Raw genomic sequence first — 17,451 nt, 5'->3', positions numbered from 1 at the left:
TCAGAGGTCGCGACTCATTCTATGAAAGCTCAAACTAAAACAACTGCCTGCACCGAGCTCTGACTCGATTTTCAGTTGCGCCTCGTGGCTGGCTGCGACATGCTTCACGATCGCAAGTCCTAGCCCCGTGCCACCTCCGGCAAAGGAGCGCGATTCATCGACACGATAAAAACGCTCGGTAAGACGCGGAATATGTTCCTCCGCAATCCCCAAACCTTGATCGCAGACCTCAATGCAGAGCGCTTTGTCTGTTTCACTTAAGGTTAAGGATACCGGCTTTCCCTCTGGCGAATACTTCAGCGCATTGACAACCAGATTACTGAGCGCACTAAACAACTCCCTGTAGTCTCCCTCAATTTTCGCATTTGGAACGGCGCACCGATACTCGATGGCTCGAGATGGATACCCTCCCCTCAAATCTTCCACCACTTCGCCGCATAGGGCGGCTAAGTCCACCTGCTCACGCACTCGTTTTTTTGTTGCTGTCGCCTCAATCTTTGACAGCCACAACAAATCACGCACTAAGTTTTCCATGCGCTGTGACTGCTGAGCCATCTGTTCAAGGGGTTTTATCAACGCCGCGGGCAGCATCTCCGATTGCGATAACAGCGTATCCAGATAACCCGATATCACCGTAAGTGGCGTTCGAAGCTCATGTGATACATTGCCGACAAAGTCCTGACGCGTCTGTTCTATTTGCACCAGCTGTGTGACGTCCCGCACCAGTATAAGACGATCCCCGATACCGAAAGAACTCACTTCCACTTGCAGATGTCGCGCAGGAAAATCGTTGGTGCTGAACGTCAGGGGTTCAGTATAGTCACCCACGATCATGTAACTCGAAAACTCAGGATAGCGCACCAAACTTAACAAGTTTTGACCTTTATCTTGCGGATACCGTAAACCCAATAGGTATTCCGCAGAGCTATTACTCCACTCGATCAAACCTTTCTGGTCGATGAGGAGTGCACCATCACGCAAAGAGCGAAAAGAATCACGAAGGTAATCAACAGTATGCTGTAGGCGCGATCGCGCATCTCGATTGTGGCGTTGTATTGCGTACATCTGATCCAGCATCATTCCCCAAATACCCGAGCCCTCAGGAGGCTCAGATTCGGGGTGGTCAATCCATTGCAGTACCCTGCGGAGCTGCCATAAGTAACCGAACACAAAAAACAGCAATACGACCGTCAACGCTTCGGCCGTCGCGCCAATCACCCAACCAATCGCCGCGGCGATCAGTAGCAACAGAACAATGGTTTGAAGTTCTTTGTACCAACGCCCTACTGCACGCATAAGGTCTAAATCCCAGGCGGAGAAAAGCGATAACCCGTACCGCGTACGGTCTGAATAAAGTGGCTGCAATCACCCATGTCGTTTTGCAACGCTTTACGTAAGCGACGAATGTGGACATCAACCGTACGCTCCTCAACATAGACATTACCGCCCCATACCTGATCGAGTAGCTGACTGCGTGTATAGGCGCGTTCTGGATGTGACATAAAAAAAGTCAGTAGTTTAAATTCAGTCGGTCCCATCGCGAGCGGCTCACCCGCGAGGAACACACGATGGCTACTCATATCTAAGACCAACTCGCCCGCCTCAATCCTCTCGGACGAAGGCATGGCGCCACTGCGACGTAGCAATGCTCGGATTCTTGCAATGAGCTCACGTGGGGCAAAGGGCTTAGTGATATAGTCATCCGCGCCGACGTCTAACCCCTGAATGACATTGTCTTCCGAGGTCTTTGCCGTTAGCATGATCACCGGAATTTCTTCAGTGAGCTTATCGCGTTTGAGCCGTCGAAGCAGTTCAATACCGCTGCCACCTGGTAGCATCCAATCCAGCAGGACAATATCAGGGCGACGATCAATGATAATTGCGTGAGCGTCCATGATGTTATCGGCTTCTATGCAGCGCAAATCGGCGATTTCTAGGGCCATGCGCAACATATCCCGGATAGCGACCTCGTCTTCAACAACCAATACTGAACAATTTTTCACGGCAACAACTCCTTGCGCGGATACTGTAATATTGCAACATTATCGCGTGCAAGGCATGACAATTCTGTGACAAAGTGAAATAAAAATGACTGTTGCGTTAAAACCAGTCGAACCAGCCCTTATTCGCAGCATCGAGACGACTCTTGCACCCTTGCAGTTGCGTCCTGTACCGCCCAGCGCGAGCGTGAACTTTATTGGCTACACCGACCAGCCACGATTTAGATTTATAAGTTCCTCTCGCGTAGCCACCCTGCCCCTCATGATAATTAAGATACAGCGCTCTCGCATCGGTCGCTGAAACGCCGTTCTCTTTATACGACAGCTTGTTGTACCAGCCGATAAAATCAATGGCGTCATCGAACTCGTCGCGGTCGGCGCCGTAGGCGCCCGCATCACGTTTATATCGCTCCCAAGTACCCGTCAGTGCCTGAGAATAACCGTAGGCATTTGACGGCCGAAAACCGGGGATAAAGCCAAGAATCTTTTTGCGTGGAGGCTTTGCCTTCGCCTCAAACTTTGACTCTTGGTGGACAATCGCCATCATAGTGGGAATATCCGCATCCCAACGTTTTGCTGATTTTTTTGCGCTCTTGTACCAGCCTTTTTTTTCGTCAAAAATAGCGCAAATGTTGTCCAAATCGCTTGGAGGTGCAGTCGTACACCCCGCGATGACGATAAGTGCTAAGCTAAATCCAAGCCGACTTACGCGCGAGAAATTCATCTTCGTTTATTACCTCCACACCCAAAGCTTGCGCTTTTGTGAGCTTACTCCCTGCCCCAGGGCCTGCAAGCAACACTGTGGTCTTTTTAGACACACTCCCTGCCACACTTGCACCCAAAGATTTCAACAACTCGGTCGCCTCTTCGCGAGAAAACTGCTCGAGTTTGCCTGTTACCACCCAAGTCTCTCCAACAAGCGGTGCGTTGTCGACATCAATCGGCGCTACCTCAGGCCATGAGAGCCCCGCTTGCAATAGCGTGCTGATCACATCTAAGTTAGTCGATGAGTTTAGGAATGATCGAATGTGGCTTGCAACGATCGGACCGACATCCGGCACAGCCAGCAAATTATCAACAGACGCCGCTAATAGCGACTGAATCTCGCCAAAATAGTCCGCCAGCCGCTCGGCCGTTGTTACGCCAACTTCGCGAATGCCCAACGCATACAAAAAACGGGCGAACGTCGTCCGTTTAGATCGGTTTATCGCATCAATGAGATTTTGAGCCGACTTGGAGCCCATTCTTGGCAACGCGGCAAGCTCAGTGAGAGTTAGACCATAGATATCGCTGGGGTCCTTCAACCGCCCTATGTCCACTAGCTGTTCCACTAACTTCTCACCAAAGCCCTCGATATCCATGGCTTTGCGCGACACAAAATGAATAATCGCACCCTTACGCTGTGCAGAGCACGTCAGCGCCCCACTGCAGCGTTGTACCGCCTCACCCTCTTCGCGCACGATTGCGGATCCGCACACGGGACATTGCGAGGGAAAAACAATCTTCCTCAGCTCCCCTCGCCGCTCTTCCGGCAACGCCCTCGCCACCTGAGGGATAACATCACCAGCGCGCCGAACGACCACTAAGTCACCAATCTCCACCTGCAGACGTTCGATTTCGTCTGCATTATGCAGAGTTGCGTTACTGACGACGACACCGCCCACCGATACCGGCTCGAGTCTCGCCACAGGTGTTATCGCACCCGTTCGACCCACCTGAAATTCAACATCCAGCAAATGCGTTAAAGCCTCTTCAGCGGGAAACTTCCTAGCGATTGCCCAACGTGGTGCCCGCGACACAAAGCCCAGCTCGGCCTGCTCGGCCAATGAATTCACTTTGTATACAATACCATCAATGTCGTAGTCTAAGCCGCTCCGGCGCCGAGACAGTTGCTCGTAGTAATCAATGCAGGCCTGAATGCCCGAGACGGCTTGCACTTCATCGTTAACGGGTAGCCCGAGCGATTCGTACCACCGTAGCAACCCATACTGGCTATCGGGGATATCCACACCTTGGGTCACACCAACGCCATAACAGTAAAACGCGAGCGGCCTTTTGGCTGTGATCGTGGGATCTAGCTGGCGCAAACTACCTGCAGCAGCGTTACGCGGATTAGCAAATGTTTTTTCACCCTGAGCCTCGGCGCGTTGATTAAGACGCGTGAAACCCCGCTTTGGCATAAAAATTTCGCCTCGCACTTCAAGGACGTCAATCGAGTCAGCGCCATGCAACCGTAGCGGTATATTTTTAACGGTCTTGACATTGTGGGTGATATCCTCACCCGTTTGACCGTCACCTCGGGTCGCTGCCTGAACGAGCATCCCTCGTTCGTAACGGATAGCAACCGCAATGCCATCGAGTTTAGGCTCACAGACATAGTCGATAGTCGCCATCTCAAGCAACCCGAGTCGTTCGCGCGCTCTGCGATCGAAATCGAGCAGCTCGTCATTGGAAAAAGCGTTGTCAAGCGACAGCATTGGTATGACGTGCGTCACTGGCGCAAAGCCCTCTGCCGGTTTCCCACCAACCCTTTGAGTCGGTGAATCTCTTCGAGCGCACTGAGGATTTTCAACTTCTAATGCTTGCAATTCTCGGAACAGCTGATCGTACTCAGCGTCAGAAATTGTGGGCGCGTCCTGCTCGTAATACTCTCGACTGTAACGCTCGATTAGAGCAATAAGTTCAGCAATACGCTTGGCTGGATCTACAGGCATCAGACTCACGAACGCTTTTGTAGCAGCTGTTTTCTGGCATACTCGCGCAACAGCGTCTTATCGTGCTCGATCGCCTGCTTGGTTAAAACGCTGTGGGAATGATCGAGAAGAGTGCCGCCTAAATGCTGCACCACCGCGCGCGCAGTTTCCAGCATCGCTTCATAGGCTGTCAGTAAATCTTTGGGGCCTGGGACGCGCATAAAAAATACGACCCCCGCCGTTTGAAGGGTGCTCATTGAATCGATATCAAATACGCCCGGTTTCAGAAGATTCGCTACACTGAATTGAATCGGACCGCGTCCACCGCTCTGCTCGTGTCGATGAAAAAAACCCAAATCACCGAAACGCAAATCGCAGGCCAATAACAGTTGCAGCAATGTGTCACCCTGATAGGGCTTGTGTTCATCCGCCTTTAGGTGGATAAGCAGCACATGCTCTGGCGGTGTATCCTCAATTAGAGTTTGTGCCTCTTCTACAGGCTCCTCTTCCGTGTCCAGGGTTTCTAGCCAATCTACGGTCTGCCCAGCGGAGGCTGAAGTTGCTCGAGTTGCTGCGACGGTCGATTCACTGCCCGTTGAGGTACTCTCGAGGGCTTCTTCCATAACCGGGTCTAACGCTCGTTCCGAATGGTCTTCAACAGCGGTACTGGGGGGCTCTCGGTGCTCAACCGCTTGACCCGGATCTTCTTTCGCTTCAGTCAGCTCATTATGCGCTGCGTCTGGGACAAGTTCATCAATGTCTATCGCTTGCCGTTGCGTAGCGTTGTCGTCTGTTTCATCCGCACGATAAACGACTCGCGCGCCGCCGTTGGGCAATTCTTTCAACCAATCGAAGTCAGCATGGGGTTCTTGGCGAGCGGTTTTTTTCGCACGCATCAAACGCTCATTTTCAGCCCGCTGTTTGAGCGCTCGGCGTATAGCATCCAATAAAATCACCACGACCAGAGCGATGCCCGCAAGCAACATCCACTCTCTCATGCCTAATTCCAAGCCCATAGGCCTCTGATCTCCCTTACTTCGCTAGTTGGCTGCAAGCTCTGCTGCTTCTTCAACGTCTACGGACACCAAGCGCGATACGCCTGGCTCGTGCATAGTGACACCGAGAAGTTGATCGGCGACTTCCATCGAAATTTTGTTGTGGGTAATGTAAATGAACTGCACTTTCTCGGACATCTCTTTTACCATGCGCGCATATCGTCCCACGTTAGCGTCATCAAGCGGAGCGTCGACCTCATCCAACATACAGAACGGCGCGGGGTTGAGCTGAAAGATCGAGAACACCAAAGCTATCGCAGTCAGCGCTTTCTCACCACCCGATAAAAGATGAATCGTACTGTTTTTCTTGCCGGGAGGCCTCGCGATAATCGCAATGCCTGTATCGAGCAAATCCTCCCCAGTCATTTCCAAATGCGCAGAGCCTCCGCCAAAGACTCTCGGGAACAAAGCTTGCAAGCCAGCATTCACCTCTTCGAATGTATCGCGGAAGCGACTCCTCGTTTCCTTATCAATTTTGCGAATCGCGGATTCAAGCGTTTCCAGCGCAGAGGTCAAATCTTCATGCTGCGCATCGAGATAGGTTTTGCGCTCTGACTGAGAGGCAAATTCATCGATCGCTGCGAGGTTAATGGCACCTAAACGCCCAATCTTGCGACCTAACTCCTCCAGTAATAGCTGCACCTGCCCAATCGTATGCTCATCACGAATGAGTTCAAGCGCCGCATCAACCGTCCACTCGTCCTCTTTTAGTCTATCGACGAGCGCCTGCTGCTGCACGGTTAACGTTTGGCGCTGCAGGCGTTCATATTCAAGCTTTGTCGAACATTCATCGCGGCGACGCTCAATACTTAAGCGCGTCTGCTCAGCCGCTCGCATGGCCTGCTCTAACGCGCCGAGAGCGTCTCGGGCTTGACTGAGCTTTTCTTCCGTTTGCAAACGCAATTCGAGCTGCTCATCCAGCTGAGCCTGTAACGTTTGAATGGCGCTGTCGTCGTTGGCGGCAAGCTCTTCCATAATTTGCTCGCGCTGCTCGGCCAATTCTTGCGTCTGTTGGCGCAATCGTTCTATGGCTTGTTCCGTCGAAGTTACTTGCGCGAGCAATTGTTGTTCTTGCAGAGTCACACTGTACAGGGCGTCGCGCTGTTCTCGAGCCGACTGACGCAACTCATCCAGCCTGACGCGTATGCTGTCTCGATCCGAGATTAAGGCCTCTCGCTGTATAGCGTCGGCCTCCATAGTTTCGATCGCCTCGGTTAACTCGCGACGAGCCTGGGCGATACTCTCTTGCTCTTGTTCGTACTCGGTTTTGACGTCCTCGAGCTCGACTAAAATCTGTTCTTTGCGCTCGTGTTCTTTCGCAAATTTTGCTGTATTCGCCGATATTTGCGCATTGATGCGACTTTCATCGGCACTCAATGCTTGAATTGACACCCGAGCGTCTTCCGCTAACCGATCCTGCGACTGAACATCGCCTTCCAACTCGTTCAGTGCGTTTTCGGCAGCGGCAACCGATTCATCGATTTCCGCAATTTCCGATTCTAAAAGGTCTATCTCCTGCTGGCGGAACAGCACACTGTCTTCGCCACGTATGGATTGAGACAGGCGCACCCAATCCAGCCCCATCCAAACACCCTCGGGCGTGATAACCGACTCCCCGGGCTGTAAGCTAGAGCGCAAATCCAAAGCCTCGTCCAACGTTTGAGCGACGCGTACTGTCGTTAACACACTGGGCACCCAAGATGTGTTCACTTGTTCCGCCAGACTCCCGACAGGCTTGTGAAGCTCATTCCGCCCTTGAAGATAAAACTTAGCAGCCGGGAAGCATTGAATCTGCTCAGGGGTTAAAGAGGCTGAATCCGTCACAAAACCATGAATGTCTTCCGCCAAAACACGCTCTACCGCAACCTGCCATTGCTGTTCTACAGACAGCTCTTCCAACAGCGGGCGCAGCTTAATATTCTGCAGAGTGGAAACCCAGTCATCGATTTGTACTTGCGATTGATTTTGGGCGGCTTCTTGCAGCGCGTTTAAGGATGAAGCTCGCCCCCGCTTCTCACGCGCGAGCGTCTGCATTTCACTGAGCCTTTGCCTCAGAGCCCCAACTTCAGTTCTCGCGTCATCGCGCTTCTGTAACGCCTGTTGTCGAGCGTCTTCAAGGCCTGCCTGGCGCTCTCGCAAAGCCTCCAATTGAGCCTGCATGGCTTGCTGATCGCCCAAATCTGAGCTTGGCGCAAGCGCCGCGAGCTCCGCTTTCAGGGCCTCAGAACGCCGAGCTAATCTCGAAAGGACCTGTTCTAAATGTTTGATGCGAGACTGCTGAACCTCGCTTTGCTGTCGAGCTGAAGACGCCGATTGGTTAAAACCATCCCATGATTGTTGCCAAAGTTGCATGGCTTCCTCAGCCATCGCAAGTTCTTCGGCAGACTGCTCTACGCGGGCCTCTGCCTCAACACGGTTGGGCAAAACCGTCTCGAGTGTTTCTTTTGCCTCGGCAAGCGACTCTAAGTCGCTTTGTAAAGATTCGGTAGCGAGCCCCATCGATGCGTCAGTTTGCGCTAAGCGCTGTAGTAATTGACTATGGCGCTGATTTTGAAAGTTGATCGCTTGTTCGAAACGCGTCACCTCTGCACCAATCGCGTAATAGTCCGCTTGCACGCGGTTACAATGCTCTGCCGCCTCAGTTTGAGCTACGCGTTTCTCTTCCAGATCGGCCTCGAGTGCTCTGTATTCTGCGATTATTCCTTCGCGTTGGACCTCGATATCATTAATAGAGAAGGCCAATTTCTCAACCTGCTGTGACAACTCCCGCCACTGCATGCCGGCGAGCAAGGCTTTCGACTCGCGTTCTTGTTGCTTAAATTCGCGGTACTTTTCGGCGGCCTGAGCCTGGCGTTCTAAGTGATAGATCTGTCGCCCCAGCTCGTCGCGGATATCCTGCAAACGCTCAAGGTTTTCCATCGTGCGGCGCATTCGACTTTCAGTCTCACGGCGCCGCTCCTTGTACTTCGATATCCCCGCGGCTTCTTCAATAAAGACCCGCAGTTCTTCTGGCTTCGATTCAATCAAACGGGAAATCATACCCTGTTCGATAATGGCGTAACTTCTTGGCCCAAGCCCGGTACCCAAGAAAATATCGGTGATATCGCGACGGCGACATCGAGCGCCATTCAAAAAATAGTCCGATTGACCCGCTCGAGTGACCAAGCGTTTGATGGCTATCTCAGAAAAACGGGCGTACTCGCCGCCGACCGTACCGTCCTGATTGTCGAACACCAATTCAATAGACGCTTGGCCGACAGGCTGACGCCCACCAGAGCCGTTAAAAATGACGTCGGTCATTGACTCGCCGCGCAGGTTTTTGGCGGAACTCTCCCCCATGACCCAGCGCACAGCGTCAATAATGTTGGACTTGCCGCACCCGTTGGGGCCAACGACCGCACTCATATTATGTGGAAACTGCACGGTGGTGGGATCCACAAAAGATTTAAATCCCGCCAATTTTATAGACTTTAATCGCATGCTTCTCGCACTTATCGCTACCGGTTCACCGGTACACCAAACTATTTATGAAAAGCGTTTAGTGTACCCGCTTTCTAGCAGTTCGCCTATGGCTTGAACCCCGCGATTTATTGGGTTGGTGCTAACCGCACTGCAATAGGCTCTTGTGCGCCAATCGGGACCGACAGCACGCTTTGAGCTTTGTAGGGGGCATCCACGCTTGAAGCGCTTCCGCTTAGCGACAAATGAGCTGATACTGATACCGCGGTTTGCGCCGACAGCTGTTGCCCAGCCATCGAATCCGAATCGGTTAGAGTGATTGTCGCGGGTAAATCGGAAACCGCCATGCGTCTTACGGCAAGGGGCATGCCTTTATCCATTCCTTCAGGCCTCACCACGACGAAAACGGTTCCTGAGGTCTGTTGTGGCTCTTCGGTAAATTCCACGGTCAGCACCAACGAGCCAGAGTCGCTGGGTGCCGACGTGGTATGGTCAATACCCAGTGCTTGCTCAGCTTGCCTCAACAGGTCATCCAACACAGCAGCTTCCGAACTGCCACTACCATTCATCGCACGCAGCGCGCGCCAGTGCTTAACCGCATCGGCGTACGCGCCTTGCTCAAACGCGACCATCCCCAGCAAGCCGAGGGCAGTGGCCTGTCTTGGGTTTAAGCTCACCGCTTGCTCCGCCCACAAACGACCACGCTCATCTAACTGACGGTTGCGACTTAAATATCGCGCTTGCGCCGCATAGGCTAGTATTTGGGGCGCTTCGGGCATCAATTCAGCCATATGGGCGTAAATTTGGGCCGCTTTCGGATATGCAGCTTGTCCCATGTAATAACTGCCAAGCAGTCCAAGATAGGTGGCATTGTCGGGGCGATGTTCTAGTCGCGCCTCGATTTGCGCAACCAACTCTTGCACGTCTGCATCAGAGCTGTTTTCTGTGAGCGTCTGCAAACGTTCGGCAATCGTTAGGTCCTCGTACGCACCGACCTGAGTGTAGACCACATAACCGATAGCGCAGGCCGATAAGACACCCAAAAGCACCGTTTTTATGCCCGCCATTCCTGTTTTGGCGTCTTGTTCGGGCAGTTCTTTCAAGCCTTCCTCTAGCAATCTTAGGGCCGCTTCTTGGGAGAGTGTTGGATCGTCCGCCAAGAGCTCTTGCTTGCGCATTTCCAGCCATTCAAGGTTGGCCTGCTTCGTCCCCACTACGGGTCTGGGCCTGCGACCAAACAACAAAAACGACAGGAGCATGACGCACGCAGCCGCCAATACGGCAATAATAAAATTCATTTGGATTTTTCCTGTAACAGCTCAGCAATGTCGTTAGCGTGTTCATTCGAGGTTGCGTTAACTTTGCTGCGACCTGAGGTAACCGCCGCCCACACCACACCACCTATGCCGAGAAATATCCAAGGCGCCAACCAGAGCCAACGTGTTGCACCATCGGAGGCCGGGTTGTAGCGCACAAACTCGCCATATCGATCCACCATGCCGTCGATTATTTCTTCGTCAGTGAGACCAGCTTCTAGCTCCTCATACAGACGACGTCGCAAGTCTTCCGAAATGGGCGCATTAGAATCCGCGATCGTTTGATTTTGACACTTAGGACAACGCAGTTCGTCGACTAGGCGATGATAACGTGCCTCTAGCTCTGGTCGACTAAATTCATACGTTTCGATGACAGCCGATACCGGTAGCGACAATAACAGGGTAACAATATAGATACAGAGCCTCACTTGCTCACCTCTCTGTATGCCTGACCTAAGGCCCCGGACCACGTTCGCTCGTTCACCTCTCCGACGTGGCGATAACGAATAATGCCCTGGGCATCAATCACATAGGTCTCCGGAGCGCCATAGACGCCTAAATCTAAGCCAAAATCACCCTGAGGGTCGGTAATGTTCACGCTGTAAGGATCACCCAGACGCGCTAACCACGAGAGCGCTTTGCTGTCTTCATCTTTATAGTTCAGCCCAATAATAGGCACTCCCTCCTCCGCGAGTTTCATTAGGTAGGGGTGCTCGGCGACACAGGTCGGGCACCACGTACCCCACACATTTAACAAGCTCGCGCGACCAACAATGTCGTCTCGCTCAAGGTACTCTTCGGTCCCGAGTGCTCGCAAGCGGAACTCCGGCAAGCTGCGATCGATCAAAGCGGAAGGAAGATCCGTCGGATCCAGCGACAACCCTCGGTACAGCAAGGCAGCCAGACCGACGAAGACAGCCGCAGGGATGAACAGAAGCAGTCTACGCATGGGTTAGCGCCTCGCGGCCTTGCGTCGCACACGCCTTGACGCGACGATAACGGCGATCAGTCAAGGTAATGAACGCCCCCAAACCCATAAGCGTTGCGCCGATCCACATCCAACGGACGAGCGGTTTGTAGTGCAAACGCACTGACCAAGCACCCTCTTTGCCCAAAGCTTCGCCCATCGCAACATATAGATCTCGAGTAAAACCGGCGTCAATCGCCGCTTCGGTCATGACTTGCCCGGACGCAACATACTGTCGTTTTTGGGGACGTAACTCAGCCAGTCGACGGCCCTCATAGTAAACGCTAAACACGCCCTCATCGCCTTTGTAGTTAGGGCCAGTTACCGGGCCACTGCCGTGAAATTCAAAGCGGTATCCGGCAAGCTCCGCGCTGTCGCCAGGCGCCATCCTGAGATCCTTCTCAACATTCCATTGAGTTACGACGACAACACTGATCACGCACATTGCAAACCCGAAGTGGGCCAGCACCATACCCCAATAACTCGGCGTCTGTCGGCCCACGACCTGTGCCCACGATTGTGACCCACCCTTCTTCAAGCGCAAATCTATGACAAGGCCTCCTACAATCCAAGCCGCCAGAAGAACCGACAAGGCCACCCAAAGATTGAAACCCTGCCCCAGAAAAGGTAGAGCAATGCCTGCGATAAGCGCACTGACAGCGCTGACTGACACATGCTTGGACCAGCGGTCAGCGTGGTCTTGGCGCCAGCGCGTGAAAGGCCCGATACCCATAACAGGAATAAGCAGGGCCATAAGTGGAACAAACACTGCATTAAAATACGGTGGACCCACCGAGTATTTACCCTGCCCCAAGGCGTCCATTAACAAAGGGAACAGCGTGCCGAACAACACCGTCAACGTCGCCACCAAAAACACCACGTTGTTAAACAAGAGCAAGGTCTCTCGGGACAGCCAAGCATTGCGAATACCGCTGTTTACGGCAGGTGCCCTCAAGGCATAAAGGATCAGAGAACCGCCGACCACGATCAGCAAAAACACTAAAATAAACATACCGCGCTCGGGGTCTGCCGCAAATGCGTGAACTGACGTCAACACCCCTGAGCGCACCAAAAACGTGCCCAGCAAAGACAGAGAGAAACTGGCGATCGCAAGTAGTACCGTCCAGCTTTTAAACACGCCTCGTTTCTCGGTAACCGCCAGCGAATGAACTAGCGCCGTACCTGCAAGCCAAGGCATAAATGAGGCATTCTCGACAGGGTCCCAGAACCACCATCCGCCCCATCCAAGCTCGTAGTAAGCCCACCAGCTACCAAGCATGATTCCCAGTGTCAAAAATGCCCATGCGGCATTGGTCCAAGGTCTTGACCAGCGCGCCCAAGCCGCATCTAATCGCCCACCTAATAAGGCGGCGATGGCGAATGCAAAAGCGACCGAAAACCCGACGTACCCCATGTATAAAATAGGCGGATGAATAATCAAGCCCGGGTCTTGTAACAGAGGGTTAAGATCTCGACCGTCAGCAGGAATATCGGGCAAATTTCGTGCGAATGGATTAGACGTAAAGAGCGAAAATGCAATAAAACCGACACTTATGATGCCCATCACAGAAAGCACTCTGGCATAGAGAATCTGCGGTAAATCGGAGCTAAACAAAGCGACCGCAAAAGTCCAGGCGCAGAGCACGAGGACCCACAGCAGCATCGATCCCTCGTGATTGCCCCACACAGCTGAAAACTTATAGAACATCGGTAGCAAGGAGTTGCTGTTATTGGCAACTACGACCAAAGAGAAGTCATCTTGCAAGAAAGCGGCTGTTAAAAATCCAAAACTGATGGCACCGAATAGGAACAGTGCGGCGGCAAGTGGCTTGGCAGAATTCATTGCGGAGCCGTTACCCGAAAAGCTTCCCCACATGGGCAACACAGTTAATCCACACGCGCTAATCAGCGCCATTATAAGTGCAAAAACACCATACTCAGCGATCATATCTTTTTACCTGCGGCTTCCAATGCTTCGGCGACTTCTGGCGGCATGTAATTCTCATCGTGTTTGGCGAGCACTTCATGTGCCACAAAAAGACCTCGCTCATCTAATTTACCGGCAGCGACGACACCCTGCCCCTCGTCAAACAAGTCGGGTAAAATCCCCGAATACATGACCGGCACCGTGCCCGCATAATCGGTCACTTCGAAGCGGACATCGAGAGAACTCTCCGAGCGCACGATACTGCCTTCCACCACCATTCCTCCCACGCGAATCGGTTGCCCCACCGGCGCCTTACCCGCAATCACATCTGCAGGGGGATAAAATAAATTGATGTTGCCGCGCAAACCATAAGTGACCAAACCAACGCCAAGACTGGATAAAACGACCACGGCTAAAACAACAATCAACCGTTTTTTTCGTTTTGGATGCATAACACTACTCCTCTGCGGATTGGGTCTTTTCAAGTGCTAGATATCGCTGCCGCAATCGACGTTTCAGGCTTGCTAAACGCCACAAAGGCATGATGACGAGCAGACTAATAACAACAAAAAATGCGGCGTAGCTAAACCAGACAAAGGGTCCGTGGCCAGCCATTTCCCACAAGTCAGACCATGAATCGAAATACATTACCGACCTCCCATGATTTCTTTTCGGGCCCACGCCGTTTTGGACTCGGTTTCTAACAGTGCTAGTCGCAAACCCATCAGCAACAGACAGGTATACAAACAATACACCGCGACGATCATAAGAAGTAATGGATAAAACATACTGGGGTCGATCGTCGAACCACCTGTGAACTTGATCGAGGCGGGTTGATGCAGGCTGTACCACCAATCGACGGATTTGTAGATAATCGGGATGTTGACGGTGCCGACCAGAGCCAAGATAGCGCAAGCTTTCGATGCTAAGGCTTTATTATCGTAAGCTTCATATAGGGCGAAAACACCCAAGTACAAAAACAACAAGACGACCATAGACGTAATACGAGCATCCCACACCCAATAGGTACCCCATGTCGGTTTACCCCACACGGCACCGGTTAGCAACGCCAAAAATGTCATCGCTGCGCCGACGGGTGCAGCCACTCGCATCGCCATGTCCGCCACCTTGAGGCGCCAGATCAAGCTGATCGCGCCAGCGATGGCCATCACATAATAACCCGCCAGCGAAACAACGCTGACCGGTACATGAATGTAAATGATTCGGTAACTGTTTCCTTGACGAAAGTCTGGAGGCGCAAAAGCCAAGCCCCAAGCGGAGCCAGCGATGACTAAAAGGACGGCCAGAGGCAGTAGGTATCTTAACAGCTGACCCGAGAATCGATAAATCCACGGGGACGACCCCAAACGGTGAAACCATGTCCAAGCCATTAGGTAGTTCTCCTTCGGCGCACAACATACACTGGACTACACCTCCAAACTAATTTTGATCGATGCCCCTATCGCGAGCGGTGTAAGTGCCAAAGCCAATAGAGCCAAGCCACTCAAAATACTGATCAAAGAATCAATCGGCATACCGCTCACGGCTCGTTCCACCACACCGGCACCCAGAATTAATACAGGAACCTCGAGGGGTAATAATAGAAGACTTAACAGCATCCCGCCACGCCGTAAGGCCATCGTTAAAGCCGCACCTATGCATCCAAATGCACTGAGTATGAGCGTTCCCAAAGCCAAACTCAGGGCAAGCGTCCCTAAACCCTGCGTTGGCAAGGAAAGTAGCTGTCCAAAGGCCGGGGAAAAAATCGCCAGCGGCAATCCGGTTAGGCACCAATGAGCGACAACATAACCGAGTGAAGCTAGATACAGCGAGTCGCCCGATACCACCAACTGCTCCAAACCACCGTCATCGTAGTCGCTTCGGAACAAAGTCTCGGACGATAACAATGCCGCCAACAGAGCTGTAATCCACAACAATCCGGGGGCGAACTCACCCAAGACACGCTGTTCTGGGCCTAATCCTAACGGCATTAGCAAAACAACAACACCATAAAAAAACAGCGGATTAAATACCGCTGCCGGACGTCGATAGGCCAACAATAACTGCCGAGCCAAGACTTTGCCAAACACACTACGATACATCGGGAACTTGTCCTCTACCACGCAAGTGTAAAGTACGCGTGCTTAGCTCAAGCTTAAGAGATTGATGCGAGGTATACACCACACTGCCTCCGCTACGTACCTGTCTCTCGATACAAGCTTCGATTACCGCCACGCCATCAACATCGATCGCCGTGAGAGGTTCATCCAGAAACCACAGAGACGACTTCGACAAGAACAATTGCGCCAGCGCGATACGTCTTTGCTGCCCCGCCGACAGTCGATAGGCGTACTCGTCGTGATAATCGCCCAAGCCCACCTCATCCAAAGCATGATGAAGACTTTGGTCATCGTAATTCTGCGTATGCCCGAGATGCAAACGTAGATTCTCGAGTGCGGTAAAATCGCTTTTGACGCCCGTTTTGTGACCCAAAAATAAAAAATCGCTGGGCAAATCGAGAGAGCCCTCGAGACTCTGTGGCGCAAGACCGGCAATCGCTCGCATTAAACTCGTTTTACCCGCACCGTTATCGCCTCTTATTTGCCAGAGCTCCCCCGCTTTTACCTGCCAATTTAGCTGCGACAACAAGCATCGCGTACCTCGAATGACGGCGAGATCCGTACATCGCAATAGGTACGCTTTAGACATTTAGAGATTCACCATACGGATATCACTCAGCGGCTTAATGGTGTTAGTGCCTTTGAGTGAGGCAAAATCAAATAAGTCACGGTCAGCTAACTGCGAGGGGCTGATGTTGCCCACCGCTTTAAAAATGGTTTCGACGCGGCCCGGGTAGTCGCGTTCCCATTGAGCCAGCATTTCCTTCACTTGAACCCGCTGCAGGTGATCTTGGGAACCGCATAAATTGCAAGGAATAATCGGAAAGGCTCGGGCTTGTGCGAAGCGTTCAATATCGGATTCTTTGCAGTACGCCAATGGCCGAATAATAACGTTTTTACCGTCATCACTCAGAAGTTTCGGCGGCATGGCTTTTAAACTACCTTGAAAAAACATATTCAAAAACAGGGTTTCAACGATGTCATCTCGATGGTGCCCAAGCGCAATCTTTTGCGCCCCGATCTCCTCGGCAAAACCGTACAGGGTACCACGCCGCAATCGTGAGCAAAGCCCACAGGTGGTCTTGCCCTCGGGAATCACCCGCTTCACCACACTGTAGGTGTCGCGCTCAAGGATGTAATATTCAATGCCCAAGGCATCGAGGTACTGCGGCAGGATATGTTCAGGAAAGCCTGGCTGTTTTTGGTCTAAGTTTACCGCCACTAACTCAAATGATATCGGAGCGCTTTTCTGCAGGCTCATCAATAACTCGAGCATCGTGTAAGAGTCTTTGCCACCAGACAGACAGACCATAACCCGATCGCCGTCTTCAATCATGTTGTAATCGACGATGGCTTCTCCCGCTAGACGCCGCAAACGTTTTTGCAACTTATTAAAGTCATACTGAGTTTTTGGCTTGGCAGACATGGGCTGCACGACTCCTTATTCAGACGCGGGCGCTATTTTACGCATTTGGTCCATCCAAGGTCTAGCCAAAAGGATGTTGCGCCTTGTAATTTCGCCCCCAAAACAAGACAATAACGGCCGTTAACTCCATTCACCTTGTAAAGGAAATCAGCATGAAACAACCTGTACGCGTTACGGTAACGGGAGCCGCCGGTCAAATCGGTTACGCTCTGCTCTTTAGAATCGCTTCTGGCGCCATGTTGGGCGACGACCAGCCCGTGATTTTAAAGCTTCTGGACATCACACCAGCACTTGAAGCGCTGGAGGGTGTGCGTATGGAATTAGAAGACTGTGCCTTTCCTCTACTCGCGGGCGTCGAGTGCACCGACGACCCGAACGCCGGCTTCAAAGACACTGATTATGCCTTACTTGTCGGCGCCCGCCCTCGCGGCCCGGGCATGGAGCGCAAGGATCTGCTCGAAGCGAATGCCGCCATATTTTCGGTTCAA

At 52.3% G+C, this 17,451-nt stretch carries 17 protein-coding genes; 1 reads left to right on the top strand and 16 read right to left on the bottom strand.

Features of this window, described 5'->3' with window-relative positions; translation table 11 throughout:
• The 16 genes from phoR to ttcA form a co-directional block, all read right to left on the bottom strand.
• The gene (phoR, locus tag ACTF5Z_RS04115; protein ID WP_438984604.1) at positions 1 to 1,296 is read right to left on the bottom strand and encodes a phosphate regulon sensor histidine kinase PhoR; all 1,296 of its coding nucleotides are present in this window, start codon (positions 1,294 to 1,296) and stop codon (positions 1 to 3) included.
• A gap of 5 nt (positions 1,297 to 1,301) precedes the next feature.
• Entirely contained in the window at positions 1,302 to 2,003 is a 702-nt protein-coding gene (phoB, locus tag ACTF5Z_RS04110) for a phosphate regulon transcriptional regulator PhoB (RefSeq protein WP_438984603.1), read from the bottom strand.
• Between the two features lie 97 nt (positions 2,004 to 2,100).
• Complete coding sequence (locus ACTF5Z_RS04105; RefSeq protein WP_438984602.1) at positions 2,101 to 2,724, bottom strand: hypothetical protein; 624 nt, start codon at positions 2,722 to 2,724, stop codon at positions 2,101 to 2,103.
• A complete protein-coding gene (gene ligA / locus ACTF5Z_RS04100) occupies positions 2,690 to 4,714 on the bottom strand; it encodes an NAD-dependent DNA ligase LigA (RefSeq protein WP_438984601.1) in 2,025 nt (674 codons plus the stop codon). The genes ACTF5Z_RS04105 and ligA overlap by 35 nt, the downstream gene beginning before the upstream one ends.
• A gap of 5 nt (positions 4,715 to 4,719) precedes the next feature.
• Positions 4,720 to 5,691 carry a cell division protein ZipA gene (gene zipA / locus ACTF5Z_RS04095; RefSeq protein WP_438984600.1) on the bottom strand — a complete coding sequence of 324 codons (972 nt, stop codon included), beginning with the start codon at positions 5,689 to 5,691 and terminating at the stop codon, positions 4,720 to 4,722.
• Positions 5,692 to 5,733: 42 nt separating this feature from the next.
• Complete coding sequence (gene smc / locus ACTF5Z_RS04090; protein WP_438984599.1) at positions 5,734 to 9,228, bottom strand: chromosome segregation protein SMC; 3,495 nt, start codon at positions 9,226 to 9,228, stop codon at positions 5,734 to 5,736.
• Between the two features lie 107 nt (positions 9,229 to 9,335).
• A complete protein-coding gene (locus ACTF5Z_RS04085; RefSeq protein WP_438984598.1) occupies positions 9,336 to 10,505 on the bottom strand; it encodes a tetratricopeptide repeat protein in 1,170 nt (389 codons plus the stop codon).
• Positions 10,502 to 10,951 carry a cytochrome c-type biogenesis protein gene (locus ACTF5Z_RS04080; RefSeq protein ID WP_438984597.1) on the bottom strand — a complete coding sequence of 150 codons (450 nt, stop codon included), beginning with the start codon at positions 10,949 to 10,951 and terminating at the stop codon, positions 10,502 to 10,504. The genes ACTF5Z_RS04085 and ACTF5Z_RS04080 overlap by 4 nt, the downstream gene beginning before the upstream one ends.
• Positions 10,948 to 11,472 (bottom strand): DsbE family thiol:disulfide interchange protein, encoded by a 525-nt coding sequence (locus tag ACTF5Z_RS04075; protein WP_423848743.1) that lies wholly within the window; start codon positions 11,470 to 11,472, stop codon positions 10,948 to 10,950. The genes ACTF5Z_RS04080 and ACTF5Z_RS04075 overlap by 4 nt, the downstream gene beginning before the upstream one ends.
• A complete protein-coding gene (locus ACTF5Z_RS04070; protein WP_438984596.1) occupies positions 11,465 to 13,438 on the bottom strand; it encodes a heme lyase CcmF/NrfE family subunit in 1,974 nt (657 codons plus the stop codon). The genes ACTF5Z_RS04075 and ACTF5Z_RS04070 overlap by 8 nt, the downstream gene beginning before the upstream one ends.
• Positions 13,435 to 13,869 carry a cytochrome c maturation protein CcmE gene (gene ccmE / locus ACTF5Z_RS04065; protein ID WP_423848741.1) on the bottom strand — a complete coding sequence of 145 codons (435 nt, stop codon included), beginning with the start codon at positions 13,867 to 13,869 and terminating at the stop codon, positions 13,435 to 13,437. Before ccmE ends, ACTF5Z_RS04070 begins: the two co-directional genes overlap by 4 nt.
• 4 nt (positions 13,870 to 13,873) lie before the next feature.
• On the bottom strand, positions 13,874 to 14,065 hold the full coding sequence (gene ccmD, locus ACTF5Z_RS04060; RefSeq protein ID WP_438984595.1) for a heme exporter protein CcmD: 192 nt from the start codon (positions 14,063 to 14,065) through the stop codon (positions 13,874 to 13,876).
• Positions 14,065 to 14,808: a heme ABC transporter permease gene (locus ACTF5Z_RS04055; protein ID WP_423848739.1), complete on the bottom strand. Its 744-nt coding sequence runs from the start codon at positions 14,806 to 14,808 to the stop codon at positions 14,065 to 14,067. Before ACTF5Z_RS04055 ends, ccmD begins: the two co-directional genes overlap by 1 nt.
• Before the next feature lie 36 nt (positions 14,809 to 14,844).
• Positions 14,845 to 15,519, bottom strand: coding sequence for a heme exporter protein CcmB (gene ccmB / locus ACTF5Z_RS04050; protein WP_423848738.1), 675 nt, complete (start codon positions 15,517 to 15,519; stop codon positions 14,845 to 14,847).
• Positions 15,509 to 16,126 carry a cytochrome c biogenesis heme-transporting ATPase CcmA gene (gene ccmA, locus ACTF5Z_RS04045; protein ID WP_423848737.1) on the bottom strand — a complete coding sequence of 206 codons (618 nt, stop codon included), beginning with the start codon at positions 16,124 to 16,126 and terminating at the stop codon, positions 15,509 to 15,511. The genes ccmB and ccmA overlap by 11 nt, the downstream gene beginning before the upstream one ends.
• Positions 16,127 to 16,963 carry a tRNA 2-thiocytidine(32) synthetase TtcA gene (gene ttcA, locus ACTF5Z_RS04040; protein WP_438984594.1) on the bottom strand — a complete coding sequence of 279 codons (837 nt, stop codon included), beginning with the start codon at positions 16,961 to 16,963 and terminating at the stop codon, positions 16,127 to 16,129.
• Between the two features lie 152 nt (positions 16,964 to 17,115).
• Here ttcA and ACTF5Z_RS04035 point away from each other — a divergent pair.
• Positions 17,116 to 17,451, top strand: a 336-nt coding sequence (locus tag ACTF5Z_RS04035) for a lactate/malate family dehydrogenase (RefSeq protein ID WP_438984593.1), incomplete at its 3' end; no start/stop codon positions are given.

The organism is Aequoribacter sp. (assembly GCF_965659035.1).
In the GTDB taxonomy this organism is placed as follows: Bacteria; Pseudomonadota; Gammaproteobacteria; order Pseudomonadales; family Halieaceae; genus Aequoribacter.
This window is presented reverse-complemented; position numbering and strand designations above follow the sequence as displayed.

What these genes read in the sequence shown, in the direction of transcription:
- phoR (WP_438984604.1), bottom strand. Translation starts at nt 1,296, where the DNA reads ATGCGTGCAGTAGGGCGTTGGTACAAAGAACTTCAAACCATTGTTCTG.
- ACTF5Z_RS04105 (WP_438984602.1), bottom strand. Translation starts at nt 2,724, where the DNA reads ATGAATTTCTCGCGCGTAAGTCGGCTTGGATTTAGCTTAGCACTTATC.
- ligA (WP_438984601.1), bottom strand. Translation starts at nt 4,714, where the DNA reads ATGCCTGTAGATCCAGCCAAGCGTATTGCTGAACTTATTGCTCTAATC.
- zipA (WP_438984600.1), bottom strand. Translation starts at nt 5,691, where the DNA reads ATGAGAGAGTGGATGTTGCTTGCGGGCATCGCTCTGGTCGTGGTGATT.
- smc (WP_438984599.1), bottom strand. Translation starts at nt 9,228, where the DNA reads ATGCGATTAAAGTCTATAAAATTGGCGGGATTTAAATCTTTTGTGGAT.
- ACTF5Z_RS04085 (WP_438984598.1), bottom strand. Translation starts at nt 10,505, where the DNA reads ATGAATTTTATTATTGCCGTATTGGCGGCTGCGTGCGTCATGCTCCTG.
- ACTF5Z_RS04075 (WP_423848743.1), bottom strand. Translation starts at nt 11,472, where the DNA reads ATGCGTAGACTGCTTCTGTTCATCCCTGCGGCTGTCTTCGTCGGTCTG.
- ACTF5Z_RS04070 (WP_438984596.1), bottom strand. Translation starts at nt 13,438, where the DNA reads ATGATCGCTGAGTATGGTGTTTTTGCACTTATAATGGCGCTGATTAGC.
- ccmE (WP_423848741.1), bottom strand. Translation starts at nt 13,869, where the DNA reads ATGCATCCAAAACGAAAAAAACGGTTGATTGTTGTTTTAGCCGTGGTC.
- ccmD (WP_438984595.1), bottom strand. Translation starts at nt 14,065, where the DNA reads ATGTATTTCGATTCATGGTCTGACTTGTGGGAAATGGCTGGCCACGGA.
- ACTF5Z_RS04055 (WP_423848739.1), bottom strand. Translation starts at nt 14,808, where the DNA reads ATGGCTTGGACATGGTTTCACCGTTTGGGGTCGTCCCCGTGGATTTAT.
- ccmB (WP_423848738.1), bottom strand. Translation starts at nt 15,519, where the DNA reads ATGTATCGTAGTGTGTTTGGCAAAGTCTTGGCTCGGCAGTTATTGTTG.
- ccmA (WP_423848737.1), bottom strand. Translation starts at nt 16,126, where the DNA reads ATGTCTAAAGCGTACCTATTGCGATGTACGGATCTCGCCGTCATTCGA.
- ttcA (WP_438984594.1), bottom strand. Translation starts at nt 16,963, where the DNA reads ATGTCTGCCAAGCCAAAAACTCAGTATGACTTTAATAAGTTGCAAAAA.